Below are 17,892 nucleotides of genomic sequence, written 5' to 3' on the forward strand. Positions count from 1 at the left end.
ATTTGATTGATGAAAATTAAAAATTGATAGTAAACAAGTTGGAGTCCGAGAGATGGTTGGTATTACTGCTTACGGTGCGTATGTACCGCGCCTCAGGTTAAATCGTAGTGCTATTGTTCAAGCTAATGCTTGGTTTGCCCCTGGTTTGAAGGGTAAAGGAAAAGGCGTAAGAACTATGGCTAATTGGGATGAAGATAGCATCACAATGGCTGTCGCTGCTGCGCGCGATTGCTTGGGTAAGGATAATGATAGAAGCCATGTAAGTAGTGTGTATTTAGCTTCCACTACATTGCCATTTGCTGATCGGTTAAATTCTGGACTTATGGCAGCCGCTCTGACTCTGAATGAAAATATTGAAGCATTAGATATTACAGGTTCATTGCGGGCGCCAATGTCAGCGGTATCTCAAGCATTGAGAAGTGCAAGTAGCGGCAACAATACATTGGTCGTTGCTGCAGATAAGCGTAAAGCGAGAGTTGCTAGTACCCAAGAATTAGATTTTGGAGATGGAGCTGCTGCATTATTGTTAGGTAACAATGATGTCTTAGCTGAATATTTAGCCGGAGCAACAATAACGGATGATTTTGTTGATCATTTTCGGGCTTTCGACCAAGACGTTGATTATAACTGGGAAGAGCGTTGGGTTCGTGATGAAGGTATTAGTAAAATAGTACCTAAAACAGTGGCTTCCGCTCTCACTAAAGCAGGGGTTGATGCAGGCGACGTCGATCATTTCATTTTCCCCACTGTTTTTAAAAAATTAGATGCAAAAATTGCTCAAATATGCGGCATTAAAAACGATGCTGTAGTAGATAATTTGGCTGCAGAAGTTGGAGATACTGGGGCCGCTCATGGTCTTCTAATGTTAAGTAGAACGTTAGAAAAAGCGAATTCTGGCGACATTATTGTTATAACCCAATTTGGTCAAGGGGCCGACGCTTTAGTATTCAAAGTTACTGACAAAATAAACTCGTTTAAACCACAAAGAGGTTTTTCTGGTTGGCTTTCTCGTGGTGTTGAGGAGTCAAGTTACACGAGATTTTTAGCCTATAACGACCAGATAGAGTTAGAAAAAGGAATGCGAGGGGAACAGGATAAAAAAACGGCGTTGAGCACACTTTACCGCCATAAAAATATGATTACCGGATTCATTGCTGGTCGTTGCAAAGAAACAGGGCTCGTTTTCTTCCCACCAACTCGAATTTCATACGATACGGAAAATCCCTTACAAGATACGCAAGTTCCTTACAAATTGGCTGATATTACCGCATCAGTTGCAAGTTGGTCTGCAGATTATCTTAGTTTCTCAATGTCGCCACCAAATCAATATGGAATGGTCGACTTTGACGGCGGAGGACGGCTATTAATGGAATTTACTGATGTAGCAAAAGGTGATGTGGAAAATAACAAAAAAATGGAAATGGTCTTTCGCATCAAAGATATCGACAGGCAGCGCGGTTTCAAGCGTTACTTTTGGAAAGCGACGCCGGTTAAGGCTTCCATTTAGTCATCACTGTTTTAGTTTAAGAGGAATGCACAATGGCTGCAGGTATTAAAGACAAAGTTGCAATTTTAGGGATGGGTTGTACAAAATTTGGCGAACGTTGGGATGCCAGTCCAGAAGATTTAATGGTAGAAGCTTTTAATGAAGCTATGCAAGATGCAGGTATAGGCCTGGATAGACTCGATGCTGCCTGGTTTTCAACACATATGGATGACGTAGGAACAGGTCGTGGAGGCACGCCCATGTCGATAGCTCTGCGTTTGCCGAATATAGGTGTCACTCGGGTAGAAAATTTTTGCGCTGGCGGCTCAGAAGCATTTCGAGCCGCGAGTTATGCTGTTGCTTCAGGGGCTTGTGATATTGCTTTAGCTGTTGGCGTGGAAAAGCTCAAGGATACTGGCTATGGCGGTTTACCTTTGCCTAGCATCGGTACTTTGATTCCACAGTGGTATCCAACGGTATCTGCTCCTGCTAATTTTGCGCAATTAGCCTCTGCTTATCAAGCTCACCATAAAGTTGACCCTGCACTTTTAAAACGCGCAATCGCTCATGTTTCTGTAAAGAGTCATGCTAATGGAGCGAAAAACCCCAAGGCGCACTTACAAAAAATCATTACCGAAGAGCAGGTACTCAAAGCGCCGATAATTGCCGAGCCTTTAGGTTTGTTTGATTGCTGTGGTGTTTCTGATGGCGCTGCAGCATTAATTGTAACGACGCCTGAAATTGCTAGATCGTTAGGTAAAAAAGACCTGGTAACGTTTAAAGCGTTACAAGTAAGCGTGTCTAATGGGTGGGAAATGCAATCAAATGAATGGAATGGCAGTTATGTACATACCACTCGCATTGCTGCTCAGCGCGCATACAAAGAAGCTGGAATTACTAAACCAAGAGATCAAATTAGCATGTTGGAAGTACACGATTGCTTCTCTATTACAGAATTGGTCACTATGGAAGATCTGTTTATATCAGAGCAAGGCGGTGCAATTAAGGATGTGATGGATGGTTTTTATGACGCTGATGGCAAAATACCATGCCAGATAGACGGAGGTCTGAAGTGTTTTGGGCACCCGATTGGTGCCAGTGGTTTGAGAATGTTGTACGAGATGTACTTGCAGTTGCAGGGACGTGCTGGTGCACGGCAACTTGACGACCCCAAAACAGGTTTGATTCATAATTTAGGTGGACAACCCTCTCAGAACGCGTGTTCAGTCGCGATTGTAGGCAAAGAAGGGATTTAACTCTTACTGATTGCTTTAGCCATGAGAAAAACGATTAACATAATTAAGTGAGTGACTATGTCTTCTGTTCTAAAAGGTGTTCGTGTGGTTGAAGGTTCTGCTTTTATTGCTGCACCTATGGCCGGTATGAGTTTGGCGCAACTAGGTGCAGATGTCATTCGGTTCGACCAAATTGGCGGTGGTATAGATTACAACCGTATGCCACGAGCTAAAAATAACGGTAGAAGTCTTTATTGGACAGGTTTGAATAAAGGCAAACGTTCTCTTGCTGTTGACTTAAAGAACCCTCAGGGGCGTGAGTTAATTCAGCAACTTATCACCCAGCCTGGTGAACAAGCTGGTATATTTTTGACCAATTTTGCTGGAGTCAAATGGTTGACCTACGAAGCATTACGAAAACATCGTAATGATCTGATAAAAATAGAAATCTCTGGCAACTACGATGGCTCTACAGCTGTAGATTATACCGTTAATTGTGCAGTAGGTTTTCCTTTTGTTACCGGCCCTACGAGCAGAGACAAACCCGTCAACCATGTTCTTCCTGCTTGGGATGTTACTTGTTCTTTGCAAGCTGCTTTAGGGGTGACGTCGGCCTTAATGTATCGTCAGAAAAGTGGTTTGGGGCAAGAGGTTAAACTGGCATTATCCGATATGGCTTTGTCAGTCGTCGGCAGCTTGGGTCATATTGCAGAAGCGCAAATTAATGGTGAGCAACGTCCCGTGAATGGTAATTTTGTTCATGGTGCATTTGGTCGTGATTTCGGTACACGTGATGGCAGACGTATTTCAGCTATGGCTATCTCGAATAAGCAATGGCAAGTACTTTGTAAAGCATGCGATTTGACTGAAAAAATGCAGCAATTACAAAGTATCTTGGAACTTGATTTTAATATCGACGAGCATCGCTACGAAGCCCGAGTTTCTATTGCCGAGTTTTTCGAACGTTGGTGTCAGAAACATACACTTGAACAAATTCGCGAAATATTTGATACCCATGGAGTGTGTTGGGATGTTTATCAAGACTTCATTGAATTGGTAGCAGAGGATCCCCGTTGTTCCGAAAAGAATCCAATGTTTAACACCGTTGAACAGCCAGGCGTAGGCCCGCACCTCATTGCAAGTACACCTCTAAGCTTCTCTGAAGAAGAACGCAAAGCCGCTAGCCCAGCGCCGGTGATAGGTCAGCATACCGATGAAATATTGGCTGATGTAATGGGTTTGACTTCTGTCGAAATCGGAAGGCTTCATGACGAGGGTATAGTAGCAGGTGCGCCAAAATGAATGAACACGACTTTTCAAACTGGATAGGTAAAACCCGTAAAACAAACGCTAATCTAGATACGTGGCCAGCTAACGCATTAGCAGCAGTGCTGAATATGCCAGAATTAAAGCCCTCAGCAGATTTACCAGGTTTGTGGCATTGGCTGTATTTTCTAGAACGAGTGCCGCAAAGTGAAATAGGCGCGGATGGTCATCCTGTGAAAGGCGGATTCTTGCCGCCAGTTCCTCATCCTCGAAGAATGTTCGCTGGTGGGCGTACTCACTACCACCAACCGCTCAAACTTGAGGTGCCAGCAACACTTGAGGAAACGGTTTCCAATATCCAAATAAAAGAAGGGCGCCAAGGCAAAATCTATATAGTGACCGTGCAATTTAAATATAGTCAGAATTCAGCGCTTTGTATCAGTGAAGAACGGGATTTTGTGTATTTACCAGAGGTCGCTAAACCAACATCGCCAACACCGCTTGCTGACGAAGTCAATAAAGTGGAGGAGGCCAAATGGTCCCTCGATTTACCGACTGATATTACGACCCTGTTTCGGTTCTCAGCACTGACATTTAACAGTCACAGAATTCACTACGACTTAGAGTATGCGAAAAAACAAGAAGGCTATCCACAACTTGTTGTCCACGGCCCGTTAACCGCAATTTTGTTATCAGAAACTGTACGTCGAAACAGTGAAAGGCAAATGCGAAGTTTTAGTTTCAGAGCACAGTCGCCGCTTTTCTGCGGACAGACAATTCGTACTCGTGGGAATTTAGAAGATAACGACAACGTCAATCTTGTAGCTTATACACCGGCTGGAGAAGTCGCTGTAAATGCAAAGGTTTCATTTGCGTAGCCATGCAAATTACTGGCAGCATCATTTTATTTAGAACAGGTAAAAACGAGTTTTTTTGCCTTATTTGAAGAGTTTAAACTATGTCGAACATTACATCTTTAATATTGAATCCTTTATCAACTTATGGCGATGCAGTTACTCAAGTTGAAGCTTATTACGCTAACGTCAGAGAAAAACTGCGCACTCGAGTAGTTCAGCCTAATGGTAAAATCGATTCGCAAAAAATAGAAAAACAACAGCATTGCGTTCATGGATTTGCATGGCTTGCTTGTTACAAAGATGCGTTGCAAGCAACTTATAACTGGGCTGATTCATTGCAACAAGAAGATAATTTTGGGTACCTTGAGCAGCTTATCATCGCCTTAGCTTTTGCTGAATACCTATCCCAAATTGGGGCGGGTATTTCGATGAGCCAAGATGAAGTGATCCGGCCTAGACACTTTGGTGCTGAAACAGAAGCGTTTGACTTGCTCGCCTCTCCTTCAGTTAAAAGTATCATTGATGCTTCCCTTGAACATGACTTTAAACTTGCAATTATCGAAGTGATTTCAGAGAGAGGGTTAGTGCAGGGGCTTGGTAATGATGGGCTAGACGAAACTTGCGATATGGTCAGAGATCAGTTCCGTCGCTTTACGGATGAAGAAGTTACTCCTTATGCGTCTAACTGGCACGATAATAACGAACTAATTCCAGAACACATCATCCAGCAAATGGCTGATTTAGGTGTTTTCGGTGTTACCGTACCTGAAGAGTATGGTGGCATGGGAATGGGCATAGATGTTATGTGTGTCATTACTGAGGAACTTTCTCGTGGCTATATTGGTGTTGGCTCCCTAGGAACTAGAACCGAAATTGCCTGTGAATTGATAAAGCAAGGCGGCACAGAACAGCAAAAAAATCACTATCTCCCCAAATTAGCCTCGGGAGAAATGCTACCTACTGCTGTGTTTACTGAGCCGAATACCGGTTCTGATTTAGCGTCATTGAAAACCCGCGCCGTGAAAACTGATGATGTCTATCAGATTACGGGAAATAAAACGTGGATTACTCATGCAGCTAGAACAGATGTGATGACAATGTTAGTTCGCACGGATCTCAATGAGCCTGGTTACAAGGGATTAACCATGCTAATTGCAGAAAAGCCAAGAGGGACAGAAGTTGAGCCGTTTCCTGCTAAAGGAATGTCTGGTGGCGAAATACATGTTATCGGTTATCGTGGAATGCGCGAGTATGAATTAGGTTTCGATAATTTTGAAGTCCCCCTCGAGAATGCCCTAGGTGGCAGTGAAGGTAATGGTTTTAAACAACTAATGGCAACTTTTGAATCTGCTCGAATCCAAACCGCCGCAAGGGCAGTTGGAGTAGCCCACAATGCCTTCGAACTAGGGTTTAACTACGCAAACGACAGGGAGCAGTTTGGTAAACCAATTCTGGCTTTTCCTCGTGTTTACGGAAAGTTAGCTTGGATGGTTGCCGAGTTAACCTTGGTTAGACAGCTAACGTATCGTGCAGCCAGAACTAAGGAGGCGGGTCAACGTACAGATGTTGAAGCTGGAATGGCCAAATTACTTGGTGCTCGCTTAGCTTGGTCTTGTGCTGATAACGCTTTACAAATTCATGGCGGCAATGGTTATGCGGTGGAGTATCCGATTAGCCGAGTCTTATGCGACGCTCGCATTCTAAATGTGTTTGAAGGAGCAGCAGAGATTCAAGCGCAGGTTATCGCTCGCAGTCTGTTAGCTTAACGATAACAGTCACAATTTATAAAGGTGAAATATGTCCACAGTGTTAATTGATTATCCTGCCCCTCATGTTGCCAGAATTCGCATTAATCGCCCAGAAAAACGTAATGCCCTTGACCACAATACGCGGCAATTATTGATAGAGGGTTTACAAACTATTTTTAGTGATAAAAACAATCGCGCTCTGGTTTTCGGTGGTGTTGAAGGGATTTTATCTGCTGGCGGAGACATAGGGAGTATGGCAAATTTAACCGAGCAACAAGCTCGCGAAAGAATGCGACATGGTCGATTATTGAGTCGCACATTTGCTGAAGCTCAAATACCTGTAGTTACTGCGATTGAGGGGATGGGTGTAGGAAACAGCGTAGGGTTAGCTATGTTAGGGGATTACATTGTTATGGGGGATGATGCGTTTGTGATGTTCCCGTTCTTGAAAATTGGTTTGGTGCCAGATTGGGGGATTTTACGCTCTTTGCCTCGTAGAGTTGGATTTACATTCGCAAAAAGAGTGCTTATGACCTGCGAAAAAATACCGGCTAATAAAGCAGAAATGACGGGCTTAGTTGATGAAGTGGTCGCTAAGGATTCAGTCATGGAAACGGCAATTGAAAAAGCTAGTCAACTGAGCAAATTACCGATAGCCGCTTTAGGTCTTATGAAAGCCAGGCTAAATATTATTGCCTCAACGTTGGATGAAGAATTGGCGAGTGATGAAGAAACACAATCGAAGTGTTTATTGCATGCTGAATTTGCTGAAGGTTACGACGCATTTGTACAAAAACGAAACGCGAACTTTACGAATCTCAAAGTCGACTAAAGGTAACTGGGTATGTTTCAGCGCTAGAATGGAGATGTCCTAAAAAATGTTTACTTTTATTAAAAATCACAACTTTCTAACCTTAGTTGCGTTGATAATAATAACGTTAATTTCTGGAGGCACTGCTTTTAGTCATGTTTTCGGGGGCGTTAGTTATCAAACATTAGGTGCAATTATTATCTTGTTGGCTTTTCTCAAAGTGTGGCTAGTCATGTTTCATTTTATGGAAGTAAGGAGGGCTTCGGGTGTTCTTAAATTTATTAGCTATTCTTGGCTGATACTAGGCGGGTCAGCTTTATTGATTACTTATTTGGGTTTTGTCGCGTTAAATTGAGAGACCGCTTACTAACAAGGAATTTGTATGCACACGCTAACAGCAAATACTCAGGCAAAACGTAGTTCTCCCGGTGAGGAAATAGTTTGGTATATCATCTTTGGTGAGATGACTATATTAACCTTATGCTTCGCTATTTACGTGTATTTCAGGCAATTATCCTATGATCAATATATAGAGGCTCAACATAACTTGCTAACAGGGTACGGTTTAACGAATACCCTAATTCTTGTTCTAAGCTCTTTTTTTGTGGCATCAGCAGTAAGTGCATACCGATCTCAGAACCAAGCAAAAGTGTGTTTGTTTTTAAAAATTAGCTGGTTTTTTGGTGCACTATTTTGTGCGATAAAAATTCAGGAGTTTTTGATTATGTTAGATAATGGCTGGTATTTTGATTCTCACGATTTTTACATTTTTTATTACACGTTAGCTGGAATTCATCTGATGCACGTGTTTATCGGCTTGATGGTGCTTAGTTACTTTCTGTATGGAATTTCCAGCTCTGGAATTCATAGTATGAAAGAGAGTATCTTCGAAAGCGGCACGAGCTATTGGCATATGATTGATATCGTTTGGTTGTTGTTATTTCCGTTGTTGTATTTACTCCCTTAATCCATTAAACCGCAAGGAAATTGAATGAATACATCAACAATGTTGGTTATTGCGGTATTAGTTTTTATGTCAGTGTTGTTGTGGTTATTGGTTAAACCAAAACGAAAAATTGACCTTATACTCAGCATTTCTCGCAAACTCTTAGGTTTTAAGTACGAAACAATGTTGATCGATGGATATCGATGGCATTATCTCGACTCTAAAGGAGACAACAAACAATCAATCGTTCTTTTGCATGGATTCGGAGCAAACAAAGACAATTGGTTATTGTATGGTTATTATCTGAAAAAAAATTATCGCGTTATTATGCCCGATCTTCCTGGTTTCGGAGATACGAAAAAAGATCAAACGATGGATTATTCCGTTGCTTCTCAAGTAAAGCGTATTGATAGGTTTGTAAATCAATTGTCCCTGGAGAAAGTCCATATTGTGGGTAACTCGATGGGGGGACTGATTGCTTTGCAGTTTGCTCTTGATTATCCTAATTATCTTAGTTCACTTCAATTGATGAATGCGGCAGGCATTAAAAGTAAAAAAAGCTCTCAATTAGAATTGGCAGTTGCACAAAAAAACAACCCGCTTTTAGTGACTGAATTTTCAGAACTGGATAAGCTGCTTTCAATCACTATGCACAAGTCAATTTGGATACCTAAGCTTTTTAAGCGTGATTTATTTAATCAGTTGTCTCAGAATTACGATTTTTATGACAAGATATTTTGGGCATTGGTAACAGAACCGCCACTAAACGAAGAGTTAGCTAAGATTAGGATACCTGTCCTAATCTTATGGGGGTTGCAAGATCAATTACTTGATGTCAGTTGTGCACATGTCCTAAATGAAAAAATAAAGCACGCAACATTGATTATTCATGACAATGACGGACACATTCCAATGATGGAATCACCAAAAAAATCGGCTATAGAGTATCTTACATTCTTGCACAAAATAGGATCGTAAATTAACAGATTACTTTAGGTTATTTGGATAACTTAGTTATTTGTTCAGTTAATTTATCTATTTTAGCATTCAGTTCATCTATTTTTTGGTTGGGGGCAACTGATTCTTTGCGAGAAACTGCTATTCGTCGTTCGATATCAATTTTATATTTTGTTTGATCATCCAATGCATTCACTGCTCTTTCTAGTTTGACCAATTCTTCACCAGTATAAACAGCTAGTTTTTGCATTGAGGGTAAGGTTTCTCTACAACCAGTAAAGCCAATATCAACCTGATTGACATAAGTTGACATGGTTATATTCAATGCCTGACCATGAAATAACACTGAAGGCCCATATATGTGTTCAACCCTAGCATCCTTAAAAAATAAGTACCTATTAGGCCCCCTGACATTTGAAATAACCATATTTGCTGCGGGAGAAACATGCCCACCTAAGCCTAGAATAATCTCAGTCATATAGGGGCTCAATAACATAGTGCTAAAAAGCTCTACTCCTTCTTCTGGCAGGCTTTCTTGAACACTTTTTCCTGATTCGATTGATTTATGTATAGCCAATAACCGCTCAATAGGGTCGCTAATTGTGGTGCCGAGGTTTGAATATATAAACGCTAACGAGTTACCAATCGCATCACCATCTTTAGGTCTAATATTGACAGGCACTTGCCCTATCAAATCCTTATCTGGCAAAGAATTAAGTTCTGATAAATATTTACGAAGTGCACCTCCACAGATGGTTAGGAAAACATCGTTTATGCTGACCTGAACTGTTTTAGCTATATTCTTTAAGGTGCTTAATGGATAGTGCTGAGTTGCATAGCGTCGTGAGGCATGAATTCTCCCATTTAGCAGTGTATCCGGTGCTTTGAAAGGCGCGGCTACTTCTGGCATCTTTTTAACGTACGCACTATATAAAAAGGACAATACGCGTTGTGAAAATTGCGTTGTAGAGCTTGCAGTCTTAATTAATTTATTCACCAAGGATGGCTTAAAAGTAACTTGTTCAGAGAGCTCTGAAAGGTTTGGATTTTTTTCCAAGTCCTTAATAACGTTAAAACACCAAGGTGGGAGTTGTTTGTCATGAGGAGATAGTGAAAAGGAGTTTTGAATCAACTTAACAGTCCCCATCCCATCCATCTGGCCATGATGAAGTTTTAAATACAACGCAAATCGATTATTTTCCAGTCCTTCAATTACATGGCATTCCCATAAGGGTTTGTCTCTATCAAGAGGGTGCGAGTGAAGACGAGATACAAGTTCGCCCAGCTCTTTTTCGCCGCCTGGAGCAGGTAAAGCGGAATGTCTTAGGTGGTACTCTAAGTCAATATCACTATCAGCCAAAATATCCCAACTGGGGGTGGGCAACATTGACAATTTGTAATTGAATGGAGGTTGATATCCATGATTATACTTCCTCCATTCATTCACTAAATCTCGGACATAAGTGTCTTCAACATTATTTGGTTTCGATAAAATAATTAGTGGTCCAAAATGCGCCGGCGCATTCGGTTTCTCGACTAAAAACCATGCTGCATCTATAAGTCTCATCGATTTATTCATATTCAGCCAAAGTGGGTTTTAAATGAAAACTTAGTATACATTTAATTTTCAATTAATTAACATAAATTCTGTTTGATTAGTTAATTACTAAAATTTTTAATTATTCGAATTGCTATTTTTCTATTCTAATTTAACATAGATATGTAAGTTTTGATTGAGAACTAATTTTGTCAGGTTATAGCAAAAAAGTTCTGAAGGGAATCCTTAGTAGTCACTATTGGAAAAATTCAAAATAAGGATATTGGTCTTAAACGAAAATTGTAATGGGGTTTTAAAATGCTTTTAGACACTAAAAACAGTGTTAATGAAAAAATGAAACAAGCGAAAAATTACAATGATTGGAAAAAGGCCGCTCTCAAAAAAGATGAAACAAGCCGACTTAATCTTTGGAGAAGCAAAGATCAGACTAGTTTATATGACTACAAAGCCATACGCGTTCGTTTAGAAAGGTTACGGATATTTAGACGTATTGGAGATAATCACGGTCTTTTATTTACGTTGAATGAGGGTATTCACGGTAATATGGCCGGCATAGGAAATGAGGCCCTATATAAAGTAGCTAATGTTGGCACTAAAACGTTAATTGAAGATTATATTAATGAGATTGCAAGTTCGTTAATTTACTTAGCTAGCTCAGAAGTGAAAGACATATCTTACCGAGAGAAATCCGAATTTTTTGAGCGCGCAAGTCAATGCTTCGGTAAAACTGCATTAATGCTAAGTGGCGCTGGGACTTTATTGTACTTCCATCTAGGGGTTGTTAAGTCTCTGTGGGAGCAGAACTTGCTCCCAAATATAATTTCTGGATCCAGCGGGGGAGCACTGGTTGCATCTTTAGTTGCTACCCATTCTCACAATGCTCTTGAGAGGATATTTGACACAGAATATTTAAAATTAGAAGCAGAACGTGAAGAAAGTTTATTTCAGAAGCTGTCATTTTTCAGTTCAGATAATATGGCTTCTGAAGAAATAGTTAAGCATTTAAAGCGCTTAATTCCAGACATTACCTTTCATGAAGCCTATGAACTTACTGGTATACATCTAAATATCTCTATTGCACCCGCAGAGCAGCATCAGAATTCTAGATTATTGAATGCTATCGCCTCTCCCAATGTACTTATTCGTGAGGCAATATTAGCTTCTTGTGCAGCACCTGGATTTTTTCCATCAGTGACATTAGCGGCCAAAAATGAAAAAGGCGAAAAGCAAGCATATCTGCCGACTCGCAAGTGGGTTGATGGGTCATTGAGCGAGGATTTGCCAATCAAAAAGGTGGCAAGATTATACGGTGTAAATCATTATATAGTGAGCCAAACAAACCCTTTAGCATTGCCTTTTATCAGTGAGACTGGGAAGCGAAATAGCTTAACCAATATTTTCAAAGATACATTCAAAAAAACCGCGAAGGACTGGAGTTTAGCAGGCGAAAAAGTGTTACAAAAGCCTCTGCGTTCTAATGACTTCCTATCCAAAGCATTGAGAACTTATTCATCATTGGCTTCTCAAATTTATCTAGGCAACATTAACATTCTACCTCACAAAAAGTTGTATAACCCGTTTAGATTCCTATCACATAGAAGCAAAGATGAAATCCTAGAACTTATAAATAACGGCGAAAAATCCTCATGGCCAAAAATTGAAGCAATAAAGTTACAGACTATGATTAGCCGCACTCTAGAAATGATTAATCGAGACTACAATAAGTAACCTCAGAAACTAAATCAACTCCTGTTTTAAACCAATCACACTTCAGTATATTCAACTTGGATTTCGCCTTGTTGGGGTTAGTCCGCCGTTATACCGCATGAAAGCAGTGATTCAATTCAAGGTCGAAAAGCTTTTTAATCTTATGCTTAAAAATTACCTTCAATAGTTATGGACTTCTATTAAAAATTAAATTATTGTTAGTTTCACAAGAGAACTAACATGGGTTTAAAACGATGAATGAAAAAAACGCAGCGTCTAAATGGGGCGAGCTTATTCACACCGATGGAGTAAGTGGGAAGTTATACAACGACCCAGACATTTACCAAGAAGAGCTTAAAAAAATCTGGTACACCACTTGGGTATATGTTGGTCATGAAAGTGAAGTTCCAAATAAAAATGATTTCATAATGAAGTCTATTGGTCCGGAACCTGTGATTATGACCCGCGACCGTAGCGGCGAAATAAATTTATTATTAAATCGGTGTTCTCACAGAGGCAACCAAGTTTGCGTCAAGAACAAAGGAAACACCAAGTCCTTCACTTGTCCGTATCATTCTTGGACCTTTGCTACAGATGGTCGACTGATGGGACAAGCTTTCCCTGATGGATTCAAAAACGCAGATAAAACCAAGCTTGGCTTAGGGAGAGTAACTCGCGTTGCTAGTTATGGTGGTTTCGTGTTTGGTAGTTTTGCTGAAACTGGACCTACTCTAGAAGAACATTTGGGAGGGGCTAAAGAAACTATTGACCGTCTACTTGCCAACTCTCCTTCTGGCGAAATTGAAATTACAGCTGGTTACCTTCAACATAGAGTCGCAGCAAATTGGAAGTTGATGGTTGAAAATGAAACCGACGGTTATCACCCAGGGTTTGTCCATGCTTCAGTATTTCAGGCAATGGATAGCAGAATTAATGAACTTTATGGCGATAAGTCGACTTCATTGAGCCGTGACTATGGCAATGGACACACTGAGATTGATCTAAGACCTGAATTTCGTAAACGTGATGAAGAGCTTAGTTGGTTTAATACCAATGCAAGTCGTTTGCCGGATTATGTAAAGCAGATGCAAGAAAAATATGGCGTTGAAAAGGCGCGAGAGATCATGATAGACGGTACACCCCATGTAATGATTTTTCCTAATTTGTTTATTGCTGAAATACAGATATTTGTAATTCAACCAATTTCAGAAAGTGAAAGTATTCAACACGTTACGGCAATTCAGTTTAAAGGATCCCCAGATATTAATCGTCGCTTGCGTCAGCAAACAATGGGCTCGGTTGGACCTGCTGGTTTTTTACTTGCAGATGATTCTGAAATGTATGAACGCAATCAGCTTGGTCTACAGGCTCAACAGCCGGCATTTACATATAATGGCCGCGGTGATCACCGTGAACGGTTAGATGATGACGGATTTTTGGTCGGTGATTCAACTGATGATCTTCCTTCCCGCGGAATTTGGAAGCATTACAAAAAAATGATGGAGGCTCAATGATGCTGAGTTCGAAAGTTGATTATGATTTACTTCGAGAAGTAGAGCAATTTTTATATCGTGAGGCTCGTTTAGCTGATGACCGTCAATACAATGACTGGGAGTCTCTGTGGACCGACGACGGGATTTACTGGGTACCAGCCAATGGCGCAGACATTGATCCCGAAACAGAGATGTCAATTATTTACGACAATCGGTCTCGAATTGCGTTGCGAGTAAGACAATTCTATACAGGAAAACGGTTCATTGTTGAGCCCCCATCCAATCTACGCCGCTTAGTTTCAAACATTGAACTTTTGGAAAGCGAAGGAGAAGAAATTAAAGTGGCTAGCAATGTGATCATTTTTGATTCTGCCACTCGTGGCGACTCCGTTTGGGCCTGTAGCAATTTGCATACTTTACGACGTGTTGAAGGTGAGTTGAAAATGGCATTCAAAAAAGTCGTTTTGGTCAACAACGACAAAGCACTTAATACTATTTCGTTCTTAATTTAACAACGAACTTAGCTAGTTAAAACTATTTTCATATAGTGGCGTCAAACGCCGCTTAGCAATTTTGCTAAGCGGCTAAAAACGCATTTCAAATAACAATTCAAACGTTGCTTCTTTAACACCTTAGAAGCAATCGGCTCGTGGCTTTCCTCTCATAAAAGTTAAATCGATAATATCAATCTACACTCTTCACATTTTACACTCTAGACATGTATTTATAATCGTTTGTAAACGGCGGAGAGTGTAAACCGCACTTGGTGGACATGTTTAAAAAAAGCCAAAACGCAGTAACCTGATAAACTCACAATCATAATGTACCCGACTACTCACCAAGATAAACGATTTGCATTAAAGAGTAGCTCGATGATAGCTGAGTAAATAAGGACCTATGAACAATCACAATACAGAGTAATCTGGAAGTTATATTGTTTAGAGATCAAGTGATAATTTCCAACATCATTGCAAATTTTTCACGTTAATGTGAAGGAAAATATTTAAGGGGCAATTCGACTGGCTTTGAGGTCGGATTACCCCCTAGGCATTTAGAGTTTTTTAATCAAATACAAAGATAGATGAAATAACGCACTTTTTAACTTTTATGCTGAGAATGAGATTAGGCCAGAATGCCTTTTGAATTATTGGTATGGGGCATATTCGCGATGCATTGTTTATACCGAATCAGCAAGTAACATCGACGTGTACCCCCCAAAAAAGCAATCCAATCTCCCGTACTATTGAGACCAGAAGGTATATTGAAAATGGTTGGATAGTCACTGAGAAATAACTACGCCGCCTATTAGAATCTAATTATTTTATTCATAATTTCTAGATTCTATGATTACCCTCATCATTTTTAAATGCATTCAATGGTGATAATTCACATACTTATTTTAAAGAAAATACAGGCCTAAATTCAATTAGCAACCGATGAAATTGTAAATCCACCTCCGAAACTTATATATATATATCTGATTTAAAAAGGAAAATATATTTATTTAATTTAATGTTAATAAAGTATTAATTAAATTGGCAAGATCATATATGATATATCATAGACTGATGTGATGGTTTTTTTTGTTGCTTAATCTATTTAAAACTATCGCTAATTTGACGAACATTTCATCAAGAGTAAAAACAATGATTAAGAGTTTTAACCGTTTAACATTTGCCGTCACTATAGTGACATTATCGAGCGTTGCACCAACAGCAGCCTTAGCAGTAAAAGCTGAAAATGTAGAAGACGCTTTAGAATCAAACTCGGAGTTTGAAGTGATTACCGTTTCAGCTAGGAAAAAGGGAAAAGGCGAATCCGCTCAAAAAGTACCCATTTCACTTACCGGAATGAGTGGAGAAATGATTGAGAGGAGGTTCGTAAAAGATTTAACCGACGTTGGAAATATCGCACCAAATGTAAAGTTAACACCTGTAGGTAGTCTGCCTGGTACCGCTGGCTTTTTTATCCGCGGAATGGGCGTGTTTAGCTCTATTCCTTCAGATGAATCAGCTGTAGGAGTCATCGTTGATGGTGTGTACTTAGGTGTCAATGCTGGCTCATTGACCAACCTTTTTGACACTGAAACAGTAGAAATATTGCGAGGACCGCAAGGTACTTTATTTGGCCGTAATGTCACTGGAGGCGCTGTTGTTGTATCAAGTCGTCGCCCAGCGGCAGAATTAGATTTTAAGGCTCGTGTACGTATAGGAACTGATGGTGAAAGAAGTTTCGATATCGCAACTGGAAATACTCTAAGCGATGACGTACTAGGACGTGTTGCTTTAGGGTATCAAAAGAACGGAGACTACTTTGAGAATGTCGCCGGCCCCAATAGAGGTGAAGCCACGAGTCGTTATATCCGTCCAAGTGTTACGTTTCAGGTTAACGAAGATTTAGATATTACTTTCATTGCTGAATATTCCGATTTCGATGGGGATGGGGTGGTTAGTCGTAATGTCAACTCAGATCTCACCGGAACCCTTGGTGATCATCAGGTAATTTCAGATCTTGATTCTCAGGCTGAATATGAGATTAATCAATTGATTGCTGATGTGGACTGGAGACTTGGAGAGGGAACACTTAAGTTTATTGGTTCTTGGCGAAGTGCTGAAGTTGGAGCTGAATTAGATGCTGATGGGACGAATCTAGAAAATTTTAAAGTGCACTCAAACGATCCATGGTTAATTAATCAAGAACAGACCAGTTTAGAGTTGCGCTATTACACACCTATCAGTGATATTGCAGAAATGACAGTGGGCGGATTTTATTTTAGTCAAGACATAGATTATTCAGAATCTAGAACAATTAATACGCCCGCCACACCTAATTTTGACATCTTTCAAGGCGCTGGAGGTATTCTCGATCATTATTCATGGGCTTTATTCGCGCAAGGAGATATCAATATAACCGAATCGTTGACGATCAGCTTAGGGTCTCGTTATACCTATGAAGAAAAAGAAGCAGACGTGGCAAGTTTTGGTTCTTGTGACGACTTTGGTAAAAATTGTAATTATGATTTTAGTAATAAAGATGATTGGAGCTTTATCAGTGCTTACACTGGACTTAATTGGTCAATTAATAAAGATTTAAATGCCTACTCCAGTTGGACTCGAAGTTTTCGAAGTGGTGGATATAACCTCAGAAATACGGCTCCTAATAGTCCTGGACCTTATAACGAGGAACAACTTGATGCTTATGAAATTGGCTTTAAGACGGAATGGCCTGAATATGCTATCCGCTTTAATTCATCGCTATTTTATAATGACTACACAGATCTTCAGCGAACGATTCAAACTTCAGGAAGTTCTGGCGTAATTCAGACCAAGTTAAATGCTGCAGACGCAACGATCAAAGGGATAGAAATAGAGTTTTCGATACTATTGTTTGAGGGATTACGCATTGACCTTTCTGGAGGTTTACTTGATGCCAAATATGACCGCTTCGAAGGCGGAGATGTCAATTTTAAACTCCCCAATGTCCCAGAAAAAAGTGGAAATATCTCAATTACTTATAACACTTTCATTGGTGAAGGCGAACTAGAGGGTAGGTGGTCTACTACATACACAGATAGTCAAGCAGGAGATGTTTCTAACACCGCAGCTATAGACTTAGATGAATATACGTTTAGTGATGCATCTTTGGCTTACATATTACCCAGTGGCAATACTCGAGTTTCACTATACGTTAAAAATATTACAGACAAAGAGTACGTTAACTTTGCTTTAGGAGGCTTAAATACTTATTGGGGGCTGTCTAAACCTAGACAAGTAGGAATTGAAGTGAGTTATCAATACTAGGTTAACTTTATGCTGGGTAGTCATAAAT

General features: G+C 40.1%; 13 protein-coding genes. 12 read left to right on the forward strand and 1 reads right to left on the reverse strand.

Translation table 11 applies throughout. The features are described from left to right. The first annotated feature begins 52 nt into the window (after nt 1–52). The 8 genes from VUI23_RS00975 (at nt 53) to VUI23_RS01010 (ending at nt 9,327) form a co-directional block, all read left to right on the forward strand. A complete protein-coding gene (locus tag VUI23_RS00975; RefSeq protein WP_342806294.1) occupies nt 53–1,507 on the forward strand; it encodes a 3-oxoacyl-[acyl-carrier-protein] synthase III C-terminal domain-containing protein in 1,455 nt (484 codons plus the stop codon). Nucleotides 1,508–1,539: 32 nt separating this feature from the next. Then, nucleotides 1,540–2,742, forward strand: coding sequence for an acetyl-CoA acetyltransferase (locus tag VUI23_RS00980; RefSeq protein ID WP_342806296.1), 1,203 nt, complete (start codon nt 1,540–1,542; stop codon nt 2,740–2,742). A 57-nt stretch (nt 2,743–2,799) separates the two neighbouring features. Then, nucleotides 2,800–4,023 (forward strand): CoA transferase, encoded by a 1,224-nt coding sequence (locus VUI23_RS00985; RefSeq protein ID WP_342806298.1) that lies wholly within the window; start codon nt 2,800–2,802, stop codon nt 4,021–4,023. Further along, nucleotides 4,020–4,865, forward strand: coding sequence for a hypothetical protein (locus VUI23_RS00990; protein WP_342806300.1), 846 nt, complete (start codon nt 4,020–4,022; stop codon nt 4,863–4,865). The genes VUI23_RS00985 and VUI23_RS00990 overlap by 4 nt, the downstream gene beginning before the upstream one ends. 80 nt (nt 4,866–4,945) lie before the next feature. After that, nucleotides 4,946–6,610 carry an acyl-CoA dehydrogenase family protein gene (locus VUI23_RS00995; protein WP_342806302.1) on the forward strand — a complete coding sequence of 555 codons (1,665 nt, stop codon included), beginning with the start codon at nt 4,946–4,948 and terminating at the stop codon, nt 6,608–6,610. A 31-nt stretch (nt 6,611–6,641) separates the two neighbouring features. Next, on the forward strand, nt 6,642–7,424 hold the full coding sequence (locus VUI23_RS01000; RefSeq protein WP_342806304.1) for an enoyl-CoA hydratase/isomerase family protein: 783 nt from the start codon (nt 6,642–6,644) through the stop codon (nt 7,422–7,424). A gap of 361 nt (nt 7,425–7,785) precedes the next feature. After that, nucleotides 7,786–8,370: a cytochrome c oxidase subunit 3 gene (locus tag VUI23_RS01005; RefSeq protein WP_342806306.1), complete on the forward strand. Its 585-nt coding sequence runs from the start codon at nt 7,786–7,788 to the stop codon at nt 8,368–8,370. A gap of 24 nt (nt 8,371–8,394) precedes the next feature. Further along, nucleotides 8,395–9,327: an alpha/beta hydrolase gene (locus VUI23_RS01010; protein WP_342806308.1), complete on the forward strand. Its 933-nt coding sequence runs from the start codon at nt 8,395–8,397 to the stop codon at nt 9,325–9,327. Nucleotides 9,328–9,346: 19 nt separating this feature from the next. Here the strand turns inward: VUI23_RS01010 and VUI23_RS01015 are convergent, their stop codons facing one another. Further along, nucleotides 9,347–10,873, reverse strand: coding sequence for a wax ester/triacylglycerol synthase family O-acyltransferase (locus tag VUI23_RS01015; RefSeq protein ID WP_342806310.1), 1,527 nt, complete (start codon nt 10,871–10,873; stop codon nt 9,347–9,349). Between the two features lie 288 nt (nt 10,874–11,161). Here VUI23_RS01015 and VUI23_RS01020 point away from each other — a divergent pair, with 288 nt between their 5' ends. The 4 genes from VUI23_RS01020 (at nt 11,162) to VUI23_RS01035 (ending at nt 17,864) form a co-directional block, all read left to right on the forward strand. Next, on the forward strand, nt 11,162–12,592 hold the full coding sequence (locus VUI23_RS01020; RefSeq protein ID WP_342806312.1) for a DUF3336 domain-containing protein: 1,431 nt from the start codon (nt 11,162–11,164) through the stop codon (nt 12,590–12,592). Nucleotides 12,593–12,825: 233 nt separating this feature from the next. Beyond that, entirely contained in the window at nt 12,826–14,085 is a 1,260-nt protein-coding gene (locus VUI23_RS01025; protein ID WP_342806314.1) for an aromatic ring-hydroxylating dioxygenase subunit alpha, read from the forward strand. Beyond that, nucleotides 14,082–14,576, forward strand: a complete 495-nt coding sequence (locus VUI23_RS01030) for an aromatic-ring-hydroxylating dioxygenase subunit beta (protein ID WP_342806316.1) — start codon at nt 14,082–14,084, stop codon at nt 14,574–14,576. The genes VUI23_RS01025 and VUI23_RS01030 overlap by 4 nt, the downstream gene beginning before the upstream one ends. 1,134 nt (nt 14,577–15,710) lie before the next feature. Further along, nucleotides 15,711–17,864, forward strand: a complete 2,154-nt coding sequence (locus tag VUI23_RS01035; RefSeq protein ID WP_342806318.1) for a TonB-dependent receptor — start codon at nt 15,711–15,713, stop codon at nt 17,862–17,864. Nucleotides 17,865–17,892 lie beyond the last annotated feature (28 nt).

The sequence above is a fragment of the Alteromonas sp. M12 genome (genome assembly GCF_037478005.1).
GTDB lineage: Bacteria > Pseudomonadota > Gammaproteobacteria > Enterobacterales > Alteromonadaceae > Aliiglaciecola > Aliiglaciecola lipolytica_A.

Excerpts from the sequence above, each read along its gene's own strand:
- VUI23_RS01000 (WP_342806304.1), top strand. The coding sequence starts at position 6,642 with ATGTCCACAGTGTTAATTGATTATCCTGCCCCTCATGTTGCCAGAATT.
- VUI23_RS01020 (WP_342806312.1), top strand. The coding sequence starts at position 11,162 with ATGCTTTTAGACACTAAAAACAGTGTTAATGAAAAAATGAAACAAGCG.
- VUI23_RS01015 (WP_342806310.1), bottom strand. The coding sequence starts at position 10,873 with ATGAGACTTATAGATGCAGCATGGTTTTTAGTCGAGAAACCGAATGCG.
- VUI23_RS00975 (WP_342806294.1), top strand. The coding sequence starts at position 53 with ATGGTTGGTATTACTGCTTACGGTGCGTATGTACCGCGCCTCAGGTTA.
- VUI23_RS01005 (WP_342806306.1), top strand. The coding sequence starts at position 7,786 with ATGCACACGCTAACAGCAAATACTCAGGCAAAACGTAGTTCTCCCGGT.
- VUI23_RS01035 (WP_342806318.1), top strand. The coding sequence starts at position 15,711 with ATGATTAAGAGTTTTAACCGTTTAACATTTGCCGTCACTATAGTGACA.
- VUI23_RS00980 (WP_342806296.1), top strand. The coding sequence starts at position 1,540 with ATGGCTGCAGGTATTAAAGACAAAGTTGCAATTTTAGGGATGGGTTGT.
- VUI23_RS01010 (WP_342806308.1), top strand. The coding sequence starts at position 8,395 with ATGAATACATCAACAATGTTGGTTATTGCGGTATTAGTTTTTATGTCA.
- VUI23_RS00985 (WP_342806298.1), top strand. The coding sequence starts at position 2,800 with ATGTCTTCTGTTCTAAAAGGTGTTCGTGTGGTTGAAGGTTCTGCTTTT.
- VUI23_RS00995 (WP_342806302.1), top strand. The coding sequence starts at position 4,946 with ATGTCGAACATTACATCTTTAATATTGAATCCTTTATCAACTTATGGC.
- VUI23_RS00990 (WP_342806300.1), top strand. The coding sequence starts at position 4,020 with ATGAATGAACACGACTTTTCAAACTGGATAGGTAAAACCCGTAAAACA.
- VUI23_RS01025 (WP_342806314.1), top strand. The coding sequence starts at position 12,826 with ATGAATGAAAAAAACGCAGCGTCTAAATGGGGCGAGCTTATTCACACC.
- VUI23_RS01030 (WP_342806316.1), top strand. The coding sequence starts at position 14,082 with ATGATGCTGAGTTCGAAAGTTGATTATGATTTACTTCGAGAAGTAGAG.